Annotated in this window: 15 protein-coding genes and 1 pseudogene; 4 read left to right on the top strand and 12 right to left on the bottom strand. The window is 70.5% G+C overall.

Translation table 11 applies throughout. From position 1 onward, the window contains the following. Positions 1–379: 379 nt before the first annotated feature. Complete coding sequence (locus PV342_RS34460; RefSeq protein WP_400804618.1) at positions 380–583, bottom strand: hypothetical protein; 204 nt, start codon at positions 581–583, stop codon at positions 380–382. A gap of 801 nt (positions 584–1,384) precedes the next feature. Between PV342_RS34460 and PV342_RS34455 the strand changes: the two genes are divergently transcribed. From PV342_RS34455 to PV342_RS34445, 3 genes are all read left to right on the top strand, one after another. Next, entirely contained in the window at positions 1,385–1,726 is a 342-nt protein-coding gene (locus tag PV342_RS34455; RefSeq protein WP_500320139.1) for a DUF6233 domain-containing protein, read from the top strand. A gap of 213 nt (positions 1,727–1,939) precedes the next feature. Then, on the top strand, positions 1,940–2,386 hold the full coding sequence (locus tag PV342_RS34450) for a hypothetical protein (protein WP_500320138.1): 447 nt from the start codon (positions 1,940–1,942) through the stop codon (positions 2,384–2,386). Positions 2,387–3,005: 619 nt separating this feature from the next. Continuing rightward, positions 3,006–3,152, top strand: a complete 147-nt coding sequence (locus PV342_RS34445) for a sigma factor-like helix-turn-helix DNA-binding protein (RefSeq protein ID WP_400804929.1) — start codon at positions 3,006–3,008, stop codon at positions 3,150–3,152. 132 nt (positions 3,153–3,284) lie between these two features. Here PV342_RS34445 and PV342_RS34440 read toward each other — a convergent pair whose 3' ends face one another. The 9 genes from PV342_RS34440 to PV342_RS34400 form a co-directional block, all read right to left on the bottom strand. Then, a complete protein-coding gene (locus PV342_RS34440) occupies positions 3,285–3,731 on the bottom strand; it encodes a DUF5709 domain-containing protein (protein WP_500320136.1) in 447 nt (148 codons plus the stop codon). A gap of 117 nt (positions 3,732–3,848) precedes the next feature. Continuing rightward, positions 3,849–4,172 carry a GntR family transcriptional regulator gene (locus tag PV342_RS34435; protein WP_500320134.1) on the bottom strand — a complete coding sequence of 108 codons (324 nt, stop codon included), beginning with the start codon at positions 4,170–4,172 and terminating at the stop codon, positions 3,849–3,851. 69 nt (positions 4,173–4,241) lie between these two features. After that, positions 4,242–5,639: an FAD-binding oxidoreductase gene (locus tag PV342_RS34430; protein ID WP_500320132.1), complete on the bottom strand. Its 1,398-nt coding sequence runs from the start codon at positions 5,637–5,639 to the stop codon at positions 4,242–4,244. Positions 5,640–5,988: 349 nt separating this feature from the next. Beyond that, positions 5,989–6,738, bottom strand: a complete 750-nt coding sequence (locus PV342_RS34425) for a ferredoxin reductase (RefSeq protein WP_500320130.1) — start codon at positions 6,736–6,738, stop codon at positions 5,989–5,991. Then, on the bottom strand, positions 6,708–7,307 hold the full coding sequence (locus PV342_RS34420; RefSeq protein ID WP_500320129.1) for a molybdopterin-dependent oxidoreductase: 600 nt from the start codon (positions 7,305–7,307) through the stop codon (positions 6,708–6,710). Before PV342_RS34420 ends, PV342_RS34425 begins: the two co-directional genes overlap by 31 nt. A 168-nt stretch (positions 7,308–7,475) precedes the next feature. Next, positions 7,476–8,249 carry an SDR family NAD(P)-dependent oxidoreductase gene (locus tag PV342_RS34415; protein ID WP_400804598.1) on the bottom strand — a complete coding sequence of 258 codons (774 nt, stop codon included), beginning with the start codon at positions 8,247–8,249 and terminating at the stop codon, positions 7,476–7,478. A 359-nt stretch (positions 8,250–8,608) separates the two neighbouring features. Then, positions 8,609–10,528 (bottom strand): AfsR/SARP family transcriptional regulator, encoded by a 1,920-nt coding sequence (locus PV342_RS34410; RefSeq protein ID WP_500320127.1) that lies wholly within the window; start codon positions 10,526–10,528, stop codon positions 8,609–8,611. A 711-nt stretch (positions 10,529–11,239) separates the two neighbouring features. Further along, positions 11,240–12,502: a hypothetical protein gene (locus PV342_RS34405; protein WP_500320125.1), complete on the bottom strand. Its 1,263-nt coding sequence runs from the start codon at positions 12,500–12,502 to the stop codon at positions 11,240–11,242. Then, complete coding sequence (locus PV342_RS34400) at positions 12,495–14,036, bottom strand: alkaline phosphatase D family protein (RefSeq protein WP_500320123.1); 1,542 nt, start codon at positions 14,034–14,036, stop codon at positions 12,495–12,497. The genes PV342_RS34405 and PV342_RS34400 overlap by 8 nt, the downstream gene beginning before the upstream one ends. Before the next feature lie 565 nt (positions 14,037–14,601). On the opposite strand from PV342_RS34400, the gene PV342_RS34395 reads away from it, so the two are divergent. Continuing rightward, positions 14,602–14,826 carry a hypothetical protein gene (locus PV342_RS34395; RefSeq protein WP_500320121.1) on the top strand — a complete coding sequence of 75 codons (225 nt, stop codon included), beginning with the start codon at positions 14,602–14,604 and terminating at the stop codon, positions 14,824–14,826. 313 nt (positions 14,827–15,139) lie between these two features. Here the strand turns inward: PV342_RS34395 and PV342_RS34390 are convergent, their stop codons facing one another. Together PV342_RS34390 and PV342_RS34385 are read right to left on the bottom strand one after the other, a co-directional pair. Continuing rightward, a complete protein-coding gene (locus PV342_RS34390) occupies positions 15,140–16,243 on the bottom strand; it encodes a Gfo/Idh/MocA family protein (protein WP_500320119.1) in 1,104 nt (367 codons plus the stop codon). Positions 16,244–16,276: 33 nt separating this feature from the next. Beyond that, positions 16,277–16,603: pseudogene (locus PV342_RS34385) on the bottom strand (cyanase); the annotation flags it as partial. Positions 16,604–16,664: the final 61 nt, after the last annotated feature.

Below are 16,664 nucleotides of genomic sequence, written 5' to 3'. Positions count from 1 at the left end.
CTCCTCCACCCCGGGTCCGGCTCGCCGTCCGGCACGCAGCCACCCGGCACCGACGCCCGAGACAGCCATGCCGGCCGACGGGCAACGGCGGCCGACGCGGCTCCGGCGGGTCCCGCTCGCTGAGCAGCCGGCGGCGGCCACGGCGCCGTCCAGGCCGCCGAGCGTACGAGGACCGATGCCGAAGAAGCCCGCCCATGACCCGACGCCCGGCTACGACCACGACCGCCTCGACGTAGATCCAACTTCCCCGCCCGACGACCCGCCGACGGACTGGGGCAGCCCCTTCCGGCAGTAGTGAGCAGGCCGACGTCCGTCGGCTCGACGTACGTCTCGCTGAGCCCTCCGAGGGTGAGTCAATCCTGTTCCTCGCGCCGTAGCCCTAGTCGCCGTCGCCGCCCGTCCGGCTCATGCTCCGGCGCCGGCTCCTGTCCGATTGACGGAGCAACTCGCCCGCAGCAAGCGTCGCGGACGCAACGGCGCGGACCCAGCGGGGCCCACCGCGCTCCGCCCAGACCACGCACACGCACCCGCCGACGACGAGCGCCAGCACACCGAGCAACACCAGCACGAACATGTTCGCCATCTCCGAAAGAACAAAGGGGTCCCGCCGACCGTTCATCTGGCGGACGCGCCACACGAGCTGCCGGTTCCCGATCGCGCTCCAGCCGTGGCCCGCCGGCCGCCAGGACCAGCCACCGCGGTTCGGCTGCGTTGCGCCTCCACGCCCTCAGGACACGGGCGATGCGATGGGCCAACGACATCGACACACGCCTGCACAGCGAGCAAGACCCCGACGACATCTGAAGCGCACACCCGCTCCCGCCTCGCGCACGGGACCGGGCCGGCGGACCCGAAGCGGCTGACTGAGCCGGCGGGACCATGCCTTCGGCGCCTGCGCGTGCCCTGCGGGGATGATTCTGAGGGCTGCGCGTCTGCGGTGTCGTACCGCGAGCCGGCTCGGGCCCGATGGCTCGCCCTGAGCGACACAGGGCCCCGCGCCGCCCGGGGGCCCTCGGGCTTGTCCGTCAGTCCGACGCGCATGCCGGGATTGCGGTCTTACTTCGACCACCCTCCACGCATCTCACGTCACGCGGGGCCGCCCACCACTCCCATGCCCGCCCCGTGCTACCTCGCCGGTATGGCGTCCGTCGGTCTGTCCACAGCCGCATGGACCACCGGTCAGCGCGGAACCCGGCGTCGGCCTCGCCCGCGCCGACCACTGGGGGATCCATGTCGGCGAGTGGGATCCGGCCCTCCACACGGTCCGATCTGCGTGCCCGAGCCGTGGCGGTGCCGACCCTTCTCAGCGCTGCTGCACGAGAAGCCGCGGGGGGCTCTCTCGCCCCGCTGGCCTGTGGCTCGGCATCGCCGTAAAGTCGATCATGTGGGTGATCTGCCTCCGGATCTGGATCGGCTACAGGTGATCCGCCTCTACCTGCAGCTGCAGCTCGACGCTGTCGACGCCAAGATCCGCGAGAGTGAGGAGCAGAAGGCCAAGGGTGGCGCCTTCGGGTCACCGAAGCCACCGAAACCGGAACCCTTCGGTGACAGCGATACCGGCTTCCGCATCCAACACGTACCCAGAGGCGGAACCCTGGGCGCTGTGGTGCACCGCGACGACTGCCCGGAGGCAGCCGGCGGCCGGATCAGCCGGCACGAGGTGGAAATCGCCCTACGTATGCCTGAGGTGACGATGTGCCCTCGATGTCACCCCGGCTCTGATTGACTGCCCCGTGGAGTCGTAGTGATCACTGCGGCAGGTCCGGCGATCCCTGTAGCCCTGTCCGCGTTCTTGTCCGGCCTGATGGCCGGCCCGCCGCCCGACGTCATCCTTTGCACTCGACTCGAGCGACCCGATCACCCTCTGCGACCGACGCGCCGGGGACCCCAGCGGGTGACAGAGGGTACGCCGGACCCTCGGTGTGGCATAACGACAAGGGTGAGCAAAGAACCTCAGCAGCCGCCGGACGCCGCCCACCGGCGCCCGGCGGGGGTGAGCGATGAGACGGTCGAGGCTCTGGGATCCCTTTCCAAGGCCCTGGAGACCACCGAGCGCGCCCGCGGCCACCTGTACGCCTTCCACCAACTGACGGGAACGGCCGACCTCGAACTCGACCGCACCGTCCGACTGCTGCGGGAAGCCGGTCACGCGTCGCACGCCGACGCCGTCGAACGGGAGATCCTGGGACGCAACGTCATTCCGGGGCACTGGACCTTCCAGATCATCGAGGCGTACAACCGCACGTACTACCAGCCCTTCGCAGACCTGGAACGCGAGCTGGTCGGCGAGCTCGCCGACGGCCGGGACCATCTCTACGAAGCCGAACTCAAAAGGGCTCGCCATACCCTCGCGCAGCCCGATCAGACCTCCGGTGAAGGCCTCTGAACGCCACGCTTGGTCCACTGCTGCACGAGGCCACCCTGCCACCCTCACCGATCACCGCAGGCCGGTCGCGCGAGCATGCGGGCCCGCGCTCGGTCTCCGCGGCTACCAGAAACAGGGCACCGGTCTCTTGCGGGGAAGCCGATGTCGGTGACGTCGTGCCGGCGCCGCTGAGACCCAGATCGACGGGCTTGTCGGTCCAGCCGTCATCGAGGGCGTGGCCGTCCTCGGCGGCCCGGCAACGACAATCTGTTCCCCGTGACGAACATCGATCGTGCGGAACTCCACCACGCAGCGGTGGGGCTGCGGCGGGCCGGTCGAGCCGGTGCAACTCCCACTCGGGTGCCCCGACCTTGGGGGTTGAGGCGAGGCAGCCAGTAGCGGGCGAGTGGTGTCGGTGCCTCGTGGCGGTCGGGGTTGAGTCCGCGAGTGCTGCGTCCGGTGTCAAACGCGGGCAGGTGAAAGGCGGTCGAGGTCGCCGGGAAGCGCTACGGCGCGCCGAAGCGAGACCGCCGCGTTCGAGCAGATCCGTCGCAGGACCCGCACGACCTTCGCCACGCTGAAGTCCAGCCTCGGGCTGTACACGGCGATCGCCCGGCTTCCGGAGCATCAGTAGCACTTCCTGCTCGGCTACCCGATGCGGCAGGTGGCCGTGCTGATGGGCGTCACCTACGGGACGGTCCGCAGTCACGTGCGCGGTGCCCGCCGGCGGCTGACCCGCGATCTGAGGATCGACCGAGCCAACGGAGAGATGAAAGAGGAGGATTGACGTACTGGGGGAACAATCGAGCGGATCACATCGACCAGGTGCTGGCCGACGCGGAAGTCCTGGCCGAGGAGTACGCCGACTTCGACGAACGAGCGGCACTGGACCGCATCGCGCGCCGGGTGGTGTGGCCTCTCAGGTGTCGGGTATCACGTGGACGGCCGCCTCCTCGGCGGAGGCGGCACCGTCGTCGATGCCCACATCCCGCGCCCAGTAGTCGCCGTCGTATCCCGCATCGAGAACGCCCGTGTCCCAGCCGACGAGACGTCCCGCGCGCTCGTCGCCGACCTGGTCGTCGATGAGCTCTCCGTCCGTGCCGATCGTGTCGCCCAGCCCGTCACCCTCGTCCGACGCGCTGACTTCCGGCACCTCGCGCCTGAGTCGATGCGCGAGGTCCTCGTGAGAGGCGCCCTCCCGCGCGGTGACGCCCCAGTCGTTGACGGCGAGGGGCCTGTCGGCGGGTGAATAGCCCCGGTCCAGGACCTCCTCGCCCAGCTCGTCCTCGTCGTACTCCTCCTGCGAACGCAAGGGGTTGGATGCGGCCAGGTCCTCGTAGGACGGGAGATTGTCCGGTGATGTCATTACGGCCTCCATGCCGTCGGAGCCCCGTGACGGCTCAGTGCCGGCGCCTCGGTGACGGCGCGGCGGCAGAAAACCATTCAAGCGGCGCGGTATCGACGCGGCGTCTATCCGGCATGGTCACCCGTGCGGCAGTCGGTGTCGGGGCCGCTTGGAATCAGGTTGTGGCAGGGTCGCTGGATCGATTCGGCGGCCGGGCGCGAGGATCGGCCGCGTGATCATCCTGTCTGCCGCGAGTGCGCCCGAGCCTCTGCGGCTGGTAAGCCATCCCTCGGCGACGAGGTCGACATAGGCATCGGTCACGGTGGTGCGGGAACGGCCGAGGTCGGTGGCGAGCTGGCGGGAGGAGGGCACCGTGTCCCCCGGCGAGGTGACCGGCGCGACAGCTTTCCGCAGGGCTTCGCCCAGTGCGCGGCGCGAATGCGGTGCCACAGCGCCGCCCATGCGGTGTGTCCGCCGTGCCCCAGGGGGCGGACGGATGTGTCTGGCCCCGGGGTCCCGGCGGTACCCCCGTCAGCTGGGCAGGATGTTGTGGTTGACCCGGAAGGTGTTGGTCGGGTCGTATGTCTTCTTCGCGGCGGTCAGTCGGCGGTAGCGCTCGGGGCCGTAGGCCTGGCTCAACCGGTCGGGGTCGGTGGCCTCCTCGACGGAGAGGAAGTTGACCATCCTGCGGCCGTCGGCCCAGGGCTCCATCGCCTTCATGACCTCCTCGAGTGCGCCGACGAGGAATCCGGCCTGGTCCGGGGAGCCCACGCCGAAGCCGAAGAGGACGAACGGAAGCCCCCGGGTGGACACGGCGTTGGGCACCGCGGGCTCACAGTCGAGCGCACCGCCGAGCATGCGGATCTCGACGCTGGCCAGCGGGGAGTGCGACCCGGGACCGAGCAGTTCGATCAGCTTGTCGGCCGCCTCGGCGGGGAACGCGCGCAGCATCGTGGTGCGGTCGTAGTAGGGCATCGGCGTGGGAGGGTCGAGGTGGATGGCTCCCATGGCGGTGTAGGGCATCTCGCCCACGGTGTCGACGAGCGCCGGGGCGGCCGCGCGCAGGGGTGCGATCAACCGGTCGCCCTCGACGGCCGGACCGAGGAAGGCGAAGCGCACGTGCACCACGAACGCCCCGCGCAGCGGCTCCGGCAGCGGGGGCAGTCGTTGCACGGCCAGTGAGGAGGACATCTCCTGCGGCATGTCCGCCTGCCAGGTGCGCCAGGCGTGCAGGACATCGGCGAGGTGTTCGCCGGGAAAGTGGATGCCGCCGCCGTAGAAACGGGTCAGCGGGAACAGATCGAACTCCAGCGCGGTGACCACACCGAAATTGCCCTTGCCGCCGAGCAGCGCCCAGAACAGTTCGGGGTCGCTGCCGGCCGTGACGTGCCGCAACTCGCCGTCGGCGGTCACCACCTCCAGCGAGCGGACATGGTCGGCCGCGTAACCCAGGCTCCGGCCGAGGACGGGACTGAGTCCGCCGCCGAGGGTGTAGCCGGCCACACCCACCAGCGGGGCCGGCCCGCTCATCGGGGCCAGGCCCACCTCGGCCGCCCGGTCGATGACCTCCTGCCAGATCACTCCGGCCTCGACCCGCACGCGTCGCCTGCCGGCGTCGACCGCGATGCCCTTCATACGCCGGGTGGAGATCAGAACCCCGCCCCGGGCGGGGTCGACCTGCTGGTGTCCCGTGGTCTTCACCGTCACGGGCCGACCATCGCGGGCTGCGAAGGAGACCGCCGCCCGCACGTCGGCCGCGTCCGCGGCACCGACCGCGAGCGCCGGTTCAAGGCGGACGCTGAGGTTGAAAAGCCGGCACTCGGCGTCGTAACCCTCATCGCCGGGCAGCAGGACCGGACCGCCCACCAGCGATGCGAGTTCGGCCGCCTCCGCAGCCGACACGGGTGGGAACGGATCGTCGAAAGTCATGAGTCCCTCGTGAAATGTGCCGCGGGACGCCCCGACGGGCAGATGGCCGCCGAGTCGTCCCACGCGTGCGAGTCGATGCCGCATCGGTGCCGGCAGGGCCGTCTACCTGACGTGCAGGCGATAAGCGCATGTATGACACCTCTGATCTAAGAGCCCCCTGGTGTGTCCCGAGGCCGGCCGGCACCCGGGCCGTCTTGCAACCCCCGGACGAGGCAGGCGGGCAGCGGGCCAGAACTCGTCGCGGCGTCACAGCAACGGCGAAGCCTCGAGCAGGGCTCTGCCAGCGCGTTGCCGTCGACATGGCGTCGGTGTCGTCGACATCTGGGTCGCTGGCCTCCAGGAAGCCGTCTCAGCCTCCACCGAAGCGCTCGGTGCGTACGCGCTCAGGTGAATGCCCGAGGAGCACCAGGTAGGCAGCCGTCTTCTCGACGAACGCGGTGGGCCCGCAGACATAGCAGGTCGGCTCGAAGTCGGGGGGCCAGCCTCCGCGGACCAAGTCCTCGGGGGTGATGCGCCCCGGCGGGCGTGGTGAGTTCTTCGGGGCCTCCCTGCTGTAGAGGTACGTCGTATCCAGCCCCGGCGCCCCCTGGTGGAGCTCCGAGCGGTACAGCAGGTCCGACGGGGTCCGCGCCGCGTACAGCAACCGGAAAGGGGTCCGGCTGCCGGCCGCCTCCCGCGCGCGGATCATGCACATGAGAGGCACGATTCCTGATCCGCCCGCCACCAGCAGAACCGGCTCCGTCTGCTGCGGCCTCCAGATGAACCAGCCGCCGACAGGCCCGCGCAGCTCCAGCCGGTCCCCGGGCACGAGCTCGTCCACGAGGTAGGGCGACACTTCCCCGCCGGGTGTGCGCTGGACCGTCAGCTCGAGGATCCGGCCGTTGGCGGCCGAGGCGATCGAGTAGCTGCGCTGGGTGCTGTAGCCGTCTTCAGCGGTCAGCCTGACGTCCACATGCTGGCCGGCCAGGTGCCCGGGCCAGTCCGGCGGATCCAGTGTCAGGGGGACCGCCGTCGCCGACTCCACGCGCCGGCCCGTCACCTCGGCGGTCCGCCACCGGAGCCGGTCGCCTAGTCTCCCTGGTACCGCTGCTCTCGCCATGGGTCTCCGTAGTTGTGGTACCCGGCGCTCTCCCAGAAGCCGGGCATGTCGCTTCTCCGCAGCTGGATCTCGCGGACCCACTTGGCGGACTTCCACAGGTACAGGTGCGGGACCAGCAGCCGGGCGGGGCCACCGTGTTCGGGGGACAGGTCCCCGCCTCTGTAGCCGTAGACGATCCACGCCTTGCCGTCGACCAGATCGGCGAGGGGGATGTTCGTGGTGTAGCCGCCGTACGAGGTGACGAGAACGTGCTCCGCGGCCGTCTCCACGTCCGCGAGCAGAACGTCCAGCGACACGCCCCGCCATTCGGTGCCGAACTTCGACCACTTCGTCACGCAGTGCAGATCGACGGTCGGGGACTCTGCCGGCAGTGCCATCAGGCCTGCCCAGTCCCACACCTGCTGCGCCCCGGCCTCCGTGGTCACGGACAGCTTCCAATCGTCCTGCCGGATGCGGGGAGTGGGCCCGGCGGACAGCACCGGGAAGCCAGTCGTCTCGTACTGCCCGGGCGGCAGCTTCGTGCCGGCCGACGGCCTTCTGCCGTGAAAGCCGCGCGATATCAACGCCATGCTCGTCGCCGTCCTTGTTCGTCCAGCGGGGCCCTTGCGGGCCCCTTGGGTGCGTCGCTTCTCAGGTGGCCTGCCACACGGGCTCGTTGGTGCGCGGGCAGCCTTCATCGACGCCTATTGGCTGCCCCGCCCGGGGTGACCGCCCCGGGCGGGGCGTGAGAGATACCTCTAGTAGCGGCCTGCCATGACTCCGCCGTCGACGTTGAGGATGGCGCCTGTGGTCCAGCTCGAGGCCGACGAAAGCAGGAAGACGATCGCCGAGGCCACGTCCTGCGGGGTGCCGACCCGGCCGAGCGGGTGCAGGCCGCTCAGCTGCTCCATCGCATCGTCCAACTGGTCCGGAGGAAAGACCTTCTCGAACAGGGGCGTCCTGGTGACGGCGGGAGCCACGGCGTTCACACGGATGCCCTCGCTGGCGAGCTCGATGGCCAGGTTGTGCGTGAGGGCGTGCAGCCCGGCCTTGGCCATCGAATAGGCCGATGACGGTGTCACGGCGATGGCCTGGTGCGCCCACATGCTCCCCACGTTCACGATGGCGCCGCCCTGACCGCCCGCGACCATGGCCCGGACGACGGTCTGAGTCAGGAAGAACGTCGCCCTGTTGAGGTCGTGATAGGAGTCGTAGTCCGCGACCTCGTAGTCGAGGAACAGCTTGGGCAGGAAGAACCCCGCCGAGTTGACGAGGAGGGTGGCGTCGGGGTGGTCCTCCGCCAACTGCTTCTGAGCCTCTACGACCTGGTCCCGGTCTGCCAGGTCGGCCTCGATCGACCATGCGCTGCCAGAGCGCGACAGGCCTGCGACGGCGTCGTCGAGCTTCCGGCCCGGGCGGCCGACGATCACCGCGCTGCCACCCGCCGCGATCACGTCCTCGGCGGCCTTGAGGCCCATGCCGCTGGCGCCGCCGATCACGACGAGCTTCTTACCTTCGAAGTCCGTGGCCATACGAATCACTCTCCACTGAACGGCGAACACAACTTGCCTGTGTGCTTGCCTGTGTGCACTCGAGCCTGCCACCGCAGGATCTACAGCGGCTCTACGAGGCATCTACGGCACCGATCGCAGCGGCCCCGCGGTCCGGCAACGGGAGCTGCGCAGACCCGTCCTCCTTGCCACCTCTGGTCTTCCGTCAACTACCGTGCGGAAAATGCGTAGATCCGCTGTACGGTCTGATGCAACCAAGGCAGCGCCCGCTCCGAGCCCCGGACGCCGCCGCACACACGCGCGCACACCGCCTGCCGGGCGGCGCATGACGGCGCCGCCCGATAGGGCACGCGCCCGCTTCGGGAACCGCCCGGTCTCGGCTACCGGCCGTGGCGTCGTCTCCGCAGGGTGCCCCCTGTGACAACAGCATCGATGCCGGCCTCCGCCCGCGCTGCAAACGGGCCGGCCGCCCGGTCGAATGACCCTCGCCCCGCCTTCTCCACTGCGTACGCGGCCACAAGCCGGTTCCAGCTGTACCGACCCGGGCCGACCTCCGAGACGAGGTGCGCTCGGGTCAGGCGCGACAAGACCTGGCGGACCCGGCCCTCGGGCCTTCCAGCCAGGTTCGCGATCTGCGATGCCGCGAACACAGGGTCCGGACAGGCGCTCAGGTCGCGGAAAAGCGCGGCTGTCTCCGTGTCGAGCAGGCGGTACGAGCGGGTGATGGACTCGCGGACGTCGAGCGCCCGGTCCTCCTCGCTCGCGAAGGCGTCCAGGATGCTGCGCTCCGGCGCCTCGTACTCGTCGGCCAGGCCCGCCAGGCGCAGCTGCGGCCGATACGCCGCGCGGGCGGCGACGTTGGCCAGCGCCAGAGGCAGCTGCCCGGCCAGCCGGATGATGCGGTCGACGGCCTCTGGTTCAGCCGCCGTCCTCGCCGCGCCGAGCCGGCGTTCGAGGAGGGTGCGTGCGTCGCTCAGGCTCAGGGGCCCGAGTGTCAAGGGAAGCGCCTGGTACGCGGCAACGAGCGCGTGCAGCTGCATGCGGCTGGTGACAAGGGCCATGGAGCCGGCGCTTCCGGGAAGGAGATGCTTCAGCTGGTCCGTGCACCATGCGTTGTCGAGGACGACGAGCACTCGCCGGTCGGCCTGCAAGCCGCGGAACATGAGCCCTCGTGCCTGCGCGGTCTCGGGCATGTCCTCGAGCCGGACACCCAAGGACCGCAGGAAGCCCTCCAGCACGTGCGCGGGGTCCCGCGGCTCGGCCTCCGGTCCGGCTCCCTGCAGGTCCGCGAAGAGCTGGCCGTCGGGGAAGCGGTCGGCCAGGCGATGGGCGGCGGTGACGGCGAAAGCTGTCTTTCCCACTCCGGCCAGTCCGCCGACCGTGCAGATGGCCACGGAGGAAGACGCCTCCGCATCGGTGAACAAGCGTTCGACCTGCTCCTGCTCGCTCTCGCGACCGACGAGGCTCGGCAGGGCGGCTGGAAGCTGAGCCGGCACGTGAAGCCGAGGCGTCCGTGGCGCGCCCTTCGAGTGCTCGGCGCTCGGTGGCAGCTGAAATCGGCCCGAGAGGATGCGCTCGTGGACCTGCTGCAGATCCTGCGACGGGCTGACGCCGAGGCTCTGACGCAGCAGGTGACTGGTCGAGTGGTAGATCGTCAAGGCCTCGGACTGCCGCCCGGCACCGTAGAGCGCGGTCATCAGCAGGCCGCATATACGCTCCCGAAGTGGATGCTCCACATGCAGGGCGGACAGTTCTGTGACGGCCTCGATGTAGTGCCCTCTGTCGACGTCGCAGGCGAGCCGCTCCTCCGCACAGGCGAGGCGCAGCTCTCCGAGGACGCCGCGCTGCTGCTCCGCGAACGGCCCGGGAACCCCCGCGAGGGGCACTCCTTTCCACATCTCGAGGCTCTCGGTCAGCAGGCTCGCCGCGGACGCCAGGTCGCCGGCGCCTCGGGCCTCCCTGGCCCTCGCCGTCTTCTCCTTGAACCTGCTCAGGTCCAGGGCGTCCGGTCGGATGCGCAGCAGGTAGCCCCCGTCGACCAGGCTCACGGAGCTGTCGCTGTGCTCCCCCAGTGCCTGCCTGATCCGGTAGACGTACGTGCGCACGGAGCCCACCGCCGACGGTGGGGCGTCGTCGCCCCACACGTCCTCCACCAGCCTCGAGAGGCTTACGGGCCTGCCCGCCCGGAACAGCAGCGCAGCGAGCACGGCGCACTGCCTCGGCTGGCCGGCTCCGGCCTCGACCCCCTCTTTGTACACCCGGACCGGGCCGAGCACTGAGAACTCGACGCCTGCGTGCATAGTGCCTACCGCCCTGGAGATCCTTGTGCGACTTCGCTGCTCGGCTGTCCGCCTGGGACCGCCCCCCAAAGATACCGCAGATCGGACCGATTTTTGGGACCAAACAGTCCCCTCTTGATGGGAGAGGGCACGCCTCCCCTGCAGGTGGATGCCCCTTCGGCGGGGGTGGCGACCTCGGACATGTGGACGAAAGCGTCTTCTCGTCCCGCATACTCCGCCTGGCTGCCTCCGCCCGTCCGGAGGGCGGTGATGTCCGGTGGGGCGGAGACCACGGCGAAACCGCCTGTGGGGACGGCACCGGGACATCTCGGCGCCGGACGGCTCAGCGTCCCCGGCACCGACCTCGGGAGGAGTGACGTCGTCGGCGGCGCGGCACAGCCCTTACGCCGACCCGATCCCGCGGCTCTCCCCCGCCCGTCCAGAAGTCAGGCCGCACAGGGCCGACCACCGCGCGCTCTCACCCCGTCGGTCGACGGACCTGATCACGTCACCGCTGCTGCGGAAGCCATCGATGACCGCGTCCTCATCTGGACGGGAACCGCGTGCATGGGCGGGAGGGCCTCGGCTGACTCCTGAAGGCCGCGACGGGCACGAGCGATTCCGGGCTGCCCCACGGCGGTGATCCGACAGCGGTGCCGGAGGACCGCGTGCTCGCGCGGTTCCGGTACCGACTGCCGGATCTCTCCCCACCCGGGGCAGCCCGAGAGGACGTCACCAGTCCGAGTTGGCCGCCCCCAGACTCAGCAGGACCTGGTCGAAGGTGTTGCCGTCGTTGTCATCGGTGTACGCCATGGACAGTGCGCCGAACGGGGAGGAAGCCAGCGAGAGCTGCTCCTGGCGACCGGGCGTGACCTGGCTGACGGACTGGGCCGGCAACCGGCCCGCGAAGGTGCCGTCAGGGTTGAGGCCCCGGGCCCAGACCGCCGGATCGGTGCCTGCGACGCTCCAGCCGACCACGGCGTCGCGCTGGTCGTCGATGCCGACGGTGGGGTTGCCCGCTCCGGCTCCGCCGGAGACCTCGACCTCGGCCGAGCCGGCGGTGCCGGTCGCGGTGAACGATCGGGCCCAGACGCCACGGGTCCCGGTGTGATCGGACTCCCACGCCACGGCGAAGTCGCCGTTGAAGTCGGCGGCCACGGCCGGGCGCTGCTGCTGCCTGTCGCCGAGGCTGTTGGCACTGCGGCGGCTGAGTGCGACCGCCCCGTTCGCCTTGGCCAGCTTCACCAGACCGATCTGGTAGACGCCGTCGTTGTCGGTGTCCTCGTCCCAGACGACGACGGCGTCGCCCGAGGCGGAGGTCGCGACGTCGGGGTTGTGGTGCGCGCCGCCGGCCGCGTTGACGGTCACCTCGTAGGCCTTGGTCGTGGTCCCGGTGAATCCGGCTGCCTTCACCGTCGCCGCCGCCGTGCCCTGGATGTCCTCCCACACCACGGAGAACGCGACCGCCGTGGTGCTGTTGGGCGCGCCGTCCGGATCGACGGCGACGCGCGGATGGATCTGCTGGCCGTCGGCGCTCGCGTTGGCCTGGCCGGAGCCGAGGAGCGCCCCGGCCGGGGAGAGCACACGGTAGGTGACGTTGTAGAACCCGTTGCCGTCCGGGTCCTCCGCCCACACGACGACGGCGTTGCCCCGGTCGTCGAGTCCCACGTCGGGCTGGAGATGCCGCCAGGCCACCCCCGAGGTCCCGCCGGCCGAGAGCTTCTTCTCGTAGGCGGAGACGCCGTTGCGGTACATCCGCACCCACACGTCGCTGTGCGCGTTGTCGCCCGGGTTGGTCGAGTCGCGGTCGTCCTCCCACACCACCGCGGTGTCGCCGAGGCGGTTGGCCGCGATCGAGGGGGTGTCCTGGTCACCGGCGGAGTCGCTGTTCGCGGTCGCCCAGGACGAGGGACCGGCCGCCGAGGCCGGGGCGACCGTGGCGAGGACGGCGACCAGGCCGGCTATGGCCGCGCCGAGTACGGAGAGCTTACGCATCGGCCAACCCCGGCTTTCCGTCGTGGATGACAAAGGTCCGGGCGGTGGTCGCCGGCGCGCCGTGTTCGGTCACCGTCGCCACCGACCGGAAGTCGGCTGTGAGCTGCGACGGCGTGATGCGTGTGCGGACGTAGCCGCGGCGTTCGGAGTAGAAGCGCAGATGCGGGTTGAGGGATCCGTTGGGGATCGTCGTGGTGGCGCTCCCGTTGCCGGTGCTGGTGATGGAGGTGCAGACGAGCTCGGAGCCGATCGTCGCCGACGACGGATCGGCGTAGTCGGCCTTGAGGTCGTTGCCCCACGACGCGTGCACGTCACCGGTGAGGACCACCGGGTTGCGTACGCCGCGGTCGATGATGCCCTGCTGGATCCGCGCCCGGCTGCCCCGGTACCCGTCCCAGGCATCCATGTTCATCGCACCCGCCGAGTTCACGTTGCGGGCGAAGAAGACCTGCTGGCCTATGAGGTCCCAGGTGCCCAGACGCCGGCCCAGTCCGTCGAGCAGCCATGCCTCCTGAGCCGCGCCGGTGATGGAACGGGACGGCAGATCGGCGTCGGCGCAGACCTTCGTCCCGTCGCCGCAGGCCTGGTCGTCGCGGAACTGGCGGGTGTCGAGCATGTGGAACGTGGCGAGGGTGCCCCAGCGGACCCGGCGGTAGAGCTGGATGCTGTTGCCGGAGGGGGCCGCGGCGGCCCGCAGCGGCATGTTCTCGAAGTAGGCCTGGTACGCGGCGGTGCGTCGCGCGGTCCACTGGGCCGCCGTCAACGCGGGGCTGCTGTCGGCGCGGACCATGTTGGCGTAGTTGTTCTCCACCTCGTGGTCGTCCGGCACGACCGGCCACGGCGCGATCGCGTGCGCGGCCTGCAGGTCGGGGTCGCTGCGGTAGAGCGCGTAGCGACGGCGGTAGTCGGCCAGCGACACGATCTCGCTGCCGAGGTGCTGGCGCACGGCGCCGGAGGTGGCGCCGCCCTCGTAGATGTAGTCGCCCAGGTGCAGGATCAGGTCGGGGCGGTCGTCGGCCATGCGTCGGTAGGCGGTGTAGTAGCCCTGCTCGTAGTGGGCGCACGAGGCGAAGGCCATCGTGAAGTCTCGCCCGACCGTGCTCGGAGCCGGCGCGGTGCGGGTCCGGCCCACCGGGGAGATGAATCCCTGGGCCCGGAACCGGTAGTAGTACTCCGAGTCCGGGGCGAGTCCGCCGGCCAGCACGTGCACCGCGTGGGCCTGTGCGTAGCGCGCGGTGGAGGTACCGGAGCTGACGAGGTTGGTGAAGTTCTGGTTGGTCGACACCTGCCAGTCGACGGTGACGTCGGCGTTGGGCATGCCGCCCTGACCGTCCGCGTTGGTCGGTGCGGGCGCCAGACGCGTCCAGAGAACCACGCTGTTGTCGTCCGGTTCGCCGGAGGCGACACCGAGCGTGAAGGGGAAGGGAGGGGTGGCGGCGGCCGACGGCTGGGCCATCGCCCCTAGTTGGAGCGCTGCGACGCTCGCGGTGGTGAGCCCGCCTAGGATGAAGATGCGGCGACTGAGGTTGCTCATGGCCGCAGATGCTCGCGGTCACAGGTGAACTTCCCGCCCTGCGACGGGGGCGGTCAAATGACATGACCACTCCGCGAGTTGGTGGGCTTTTATACGGCTATCGCGGGTACCGAGGCTGGACCTCAGCCGCTGATCAGCCGTTACGGTCCAGCCGCACTGTTCACATCCCCGGCGTCCGTTAACCGCCCGTCCAATGACGGCCCTGACACGCAACCCGTCCTTCATCTGGTGACATGCCTCGACCGACGAGGCGGGTCGCTCGCAGCGGCCGGAGAGAGCGCCGTCGTACCGGCAGGCCGGTGTGGGCCTGGCCGCCGAACCCGTCGGCGACGTCGGATCCGTGCGCCGTCGGCAAGCCACGTCCGAGGTCGGCGCGATCACGACCACGCTCGCCGACCGGCGCGAGGCTCCACGGCCACGATGTGCCACGGCATCAGTGCCTACGGTCATCTGCGGTCCTCGGCTCCGCAGAGCCCTGCCAGTCGATGCGCTCCACAAGCCGGCGGACCGGTGCGCACGGAAGCCCTGCAGGTCGGTCATGCGGCCACTTCGCAGTGCTGTGAGGTTGCTGCCTGCCACCTGCCGCGCCCCCGATGTCACGAACCTCGATGAAGCGGGCCAGAATACGGTCGCGCAGGGCGACAGCCTGCCTCCGGGCGTCCTGCTGGGTGCATCCGGGCCGGGCCTGGTACAGGCCGACCAGATTCAGGACAGGCCCCGTCTCGGCCGGGTGCCGTATCTGTCCAACCTGACCTGCCTCATCCGCGGCAATTACGCGGCCGCGGCATGAGCAGGGCGGAAATCAGCGATGGACCCGCTGCGCCACGACCGAGGCCACCCTCGCCCTTGCGACCATCGCCGCCCGCTGGCGTCTGGCACACCTGCCCGGCCACAGAACCCGCCCCGCCCTCGCCATGACCTTGAGGCCACGCGATCTGCGGATGCGGGCACAGCCCCGTGCCGTGACGCGAACCCCCCGTGCGTCGGCCGGGTGAGCCCGCCACGACCGTGTCCCGTGTGGTCGGGCGGACGAGCCGTTCGCAGCAGCGGATGGCGGCGGCGAGGCCGCGGGCGGGCACGAAGGGGGCCGGGCGGACGGCGGGTCAGCGGGCCGCCCACGCCTCCACCGAGGTCGTCACCGGCGCCCCGGTGAGCGCCGACTCCTCGACGGCCAACGCCAGCAGATGGTCCTGGCAGCCCTCGGCCAGCGGATACGGTTCCGGGCCGGTGTCCCGGACCCATGCGCCCGTACGGCACAGCAGGTCCACCACGGCCAGGTCGTCCTCGGACAGGCTCGCGCCCAGATAGTCGTTGCGCCACACCACCCGTCCGTCGAACGAGATGTGGTGCACCTCCGCACCTTCGAGGTTGAGGTCGGTGCCCGTGCGGCGACGCACCAGCGGGGACTCCACCGGTGTGCGCGGATCGGCCATCCGCACCACCGTGTCGTCCACGATCTCGCCGAGCGAGCCGCGCACCACGATCCGGCGGGCGCGCAGCGGATTCCACCACTGGTTGTCGGTGAAGTCGTACAGGGCGGTGCGGGCCCCGCCGAAGTCCATGAGAGCCAGAGTGGTGACGGCGTCCTTGGGCGTGAGGTCGTCCGACCAGCCGCCTGGGGACAGCGGGTCGGCGAGCGGGGCGGTGAAGGCCCGGGCCGACACCGTCACGGGCCCGCAACCGACATCCAGCGTGTGCCGGATCAGCGACATCGCGTGGTACATGTGCGTCGAGGACACCTGGACCGACGTCACCTCGCCGATCACCCCCTCTCGTACGAGTGCGATACGAGCGGCGTGGCCCGGCATCAGCGTGTACTGCTCCGCGACCTGGACGAGTGCGCCACCCCCGGCGCGCGTCGCCCCTCCCACGGCGTCCCAAAGATTCCGAAGCCCGCTCACGTCGGGCGCCGGCGGTGTCTCCGCGAGGACCGGCACCTCGTGCTCGACGAGTTCCCGTACGACCTGCGGCGTCACCTCCCACGGCACCGACGGGATCACGAACTCCGCGTCACTACCGCACAGTTCAGCGACCGTCCGGTGGGCGGGCACCCCCCACTCCGCCTCCACCCGGGCGGCTCGTTCGGCCGAGCGCGTCACCACGCCGGCCACCGCCAGCCGTTCGGGCAGCGCCTTCGCCAGCCGGGCGAAGAACTCAGCCCGCCAGCCACTGCCCACGATGCCGAACCGTATGGGTGCTGCGCTCACGTGCCCGCTCCTTCTCGCGTCCGGGGCGCGAGTCTAACCCGGCGACCTGTACCGGGCGCCGGCCTGACGGCGCGCCCCCCCTGGGCGTACAGGACCCCGGACATGACGGCACGTGACGGGGCTCCCCCGGGAGGCTCGCGCCTGGTCCCGGCACCGTTCAGCGAGGGCCGGGCCGCCCTCCGAGGATCGGCCAGACCACGCGAAAGGCGGGAACTCGCCGTCGAAGACGACCACCGACCGTTCGCCTGCCCGATCGGGAACGCGCCGGACGTCCGAACGGCAGTCGACGGCGCTCATGGTGCCGTCGCCGAAGCGCACGTGAATGAGTTCCTTGATCATCGGGCCGCAGACCCGGAGTGCTTCGCGAAACCGCTACATGGCCGGGTCAACGGGGACGGCGGAGTCGGGCGCGCCACGGTCG

It is taken from the genome of Streptomyces sp. PA03-3a (assembly GCF_033792735.1).
Classification (GTDB): Bacteria; Actinomycetota; Actinomycetes; order Streptomycetales; family Streptomycetaceae; genus Actinacidiphila.
Note: the sequence above shows the minus strand (reverse complement) of the source record. Positions and strands in the feature narration are given on the sequence as shown.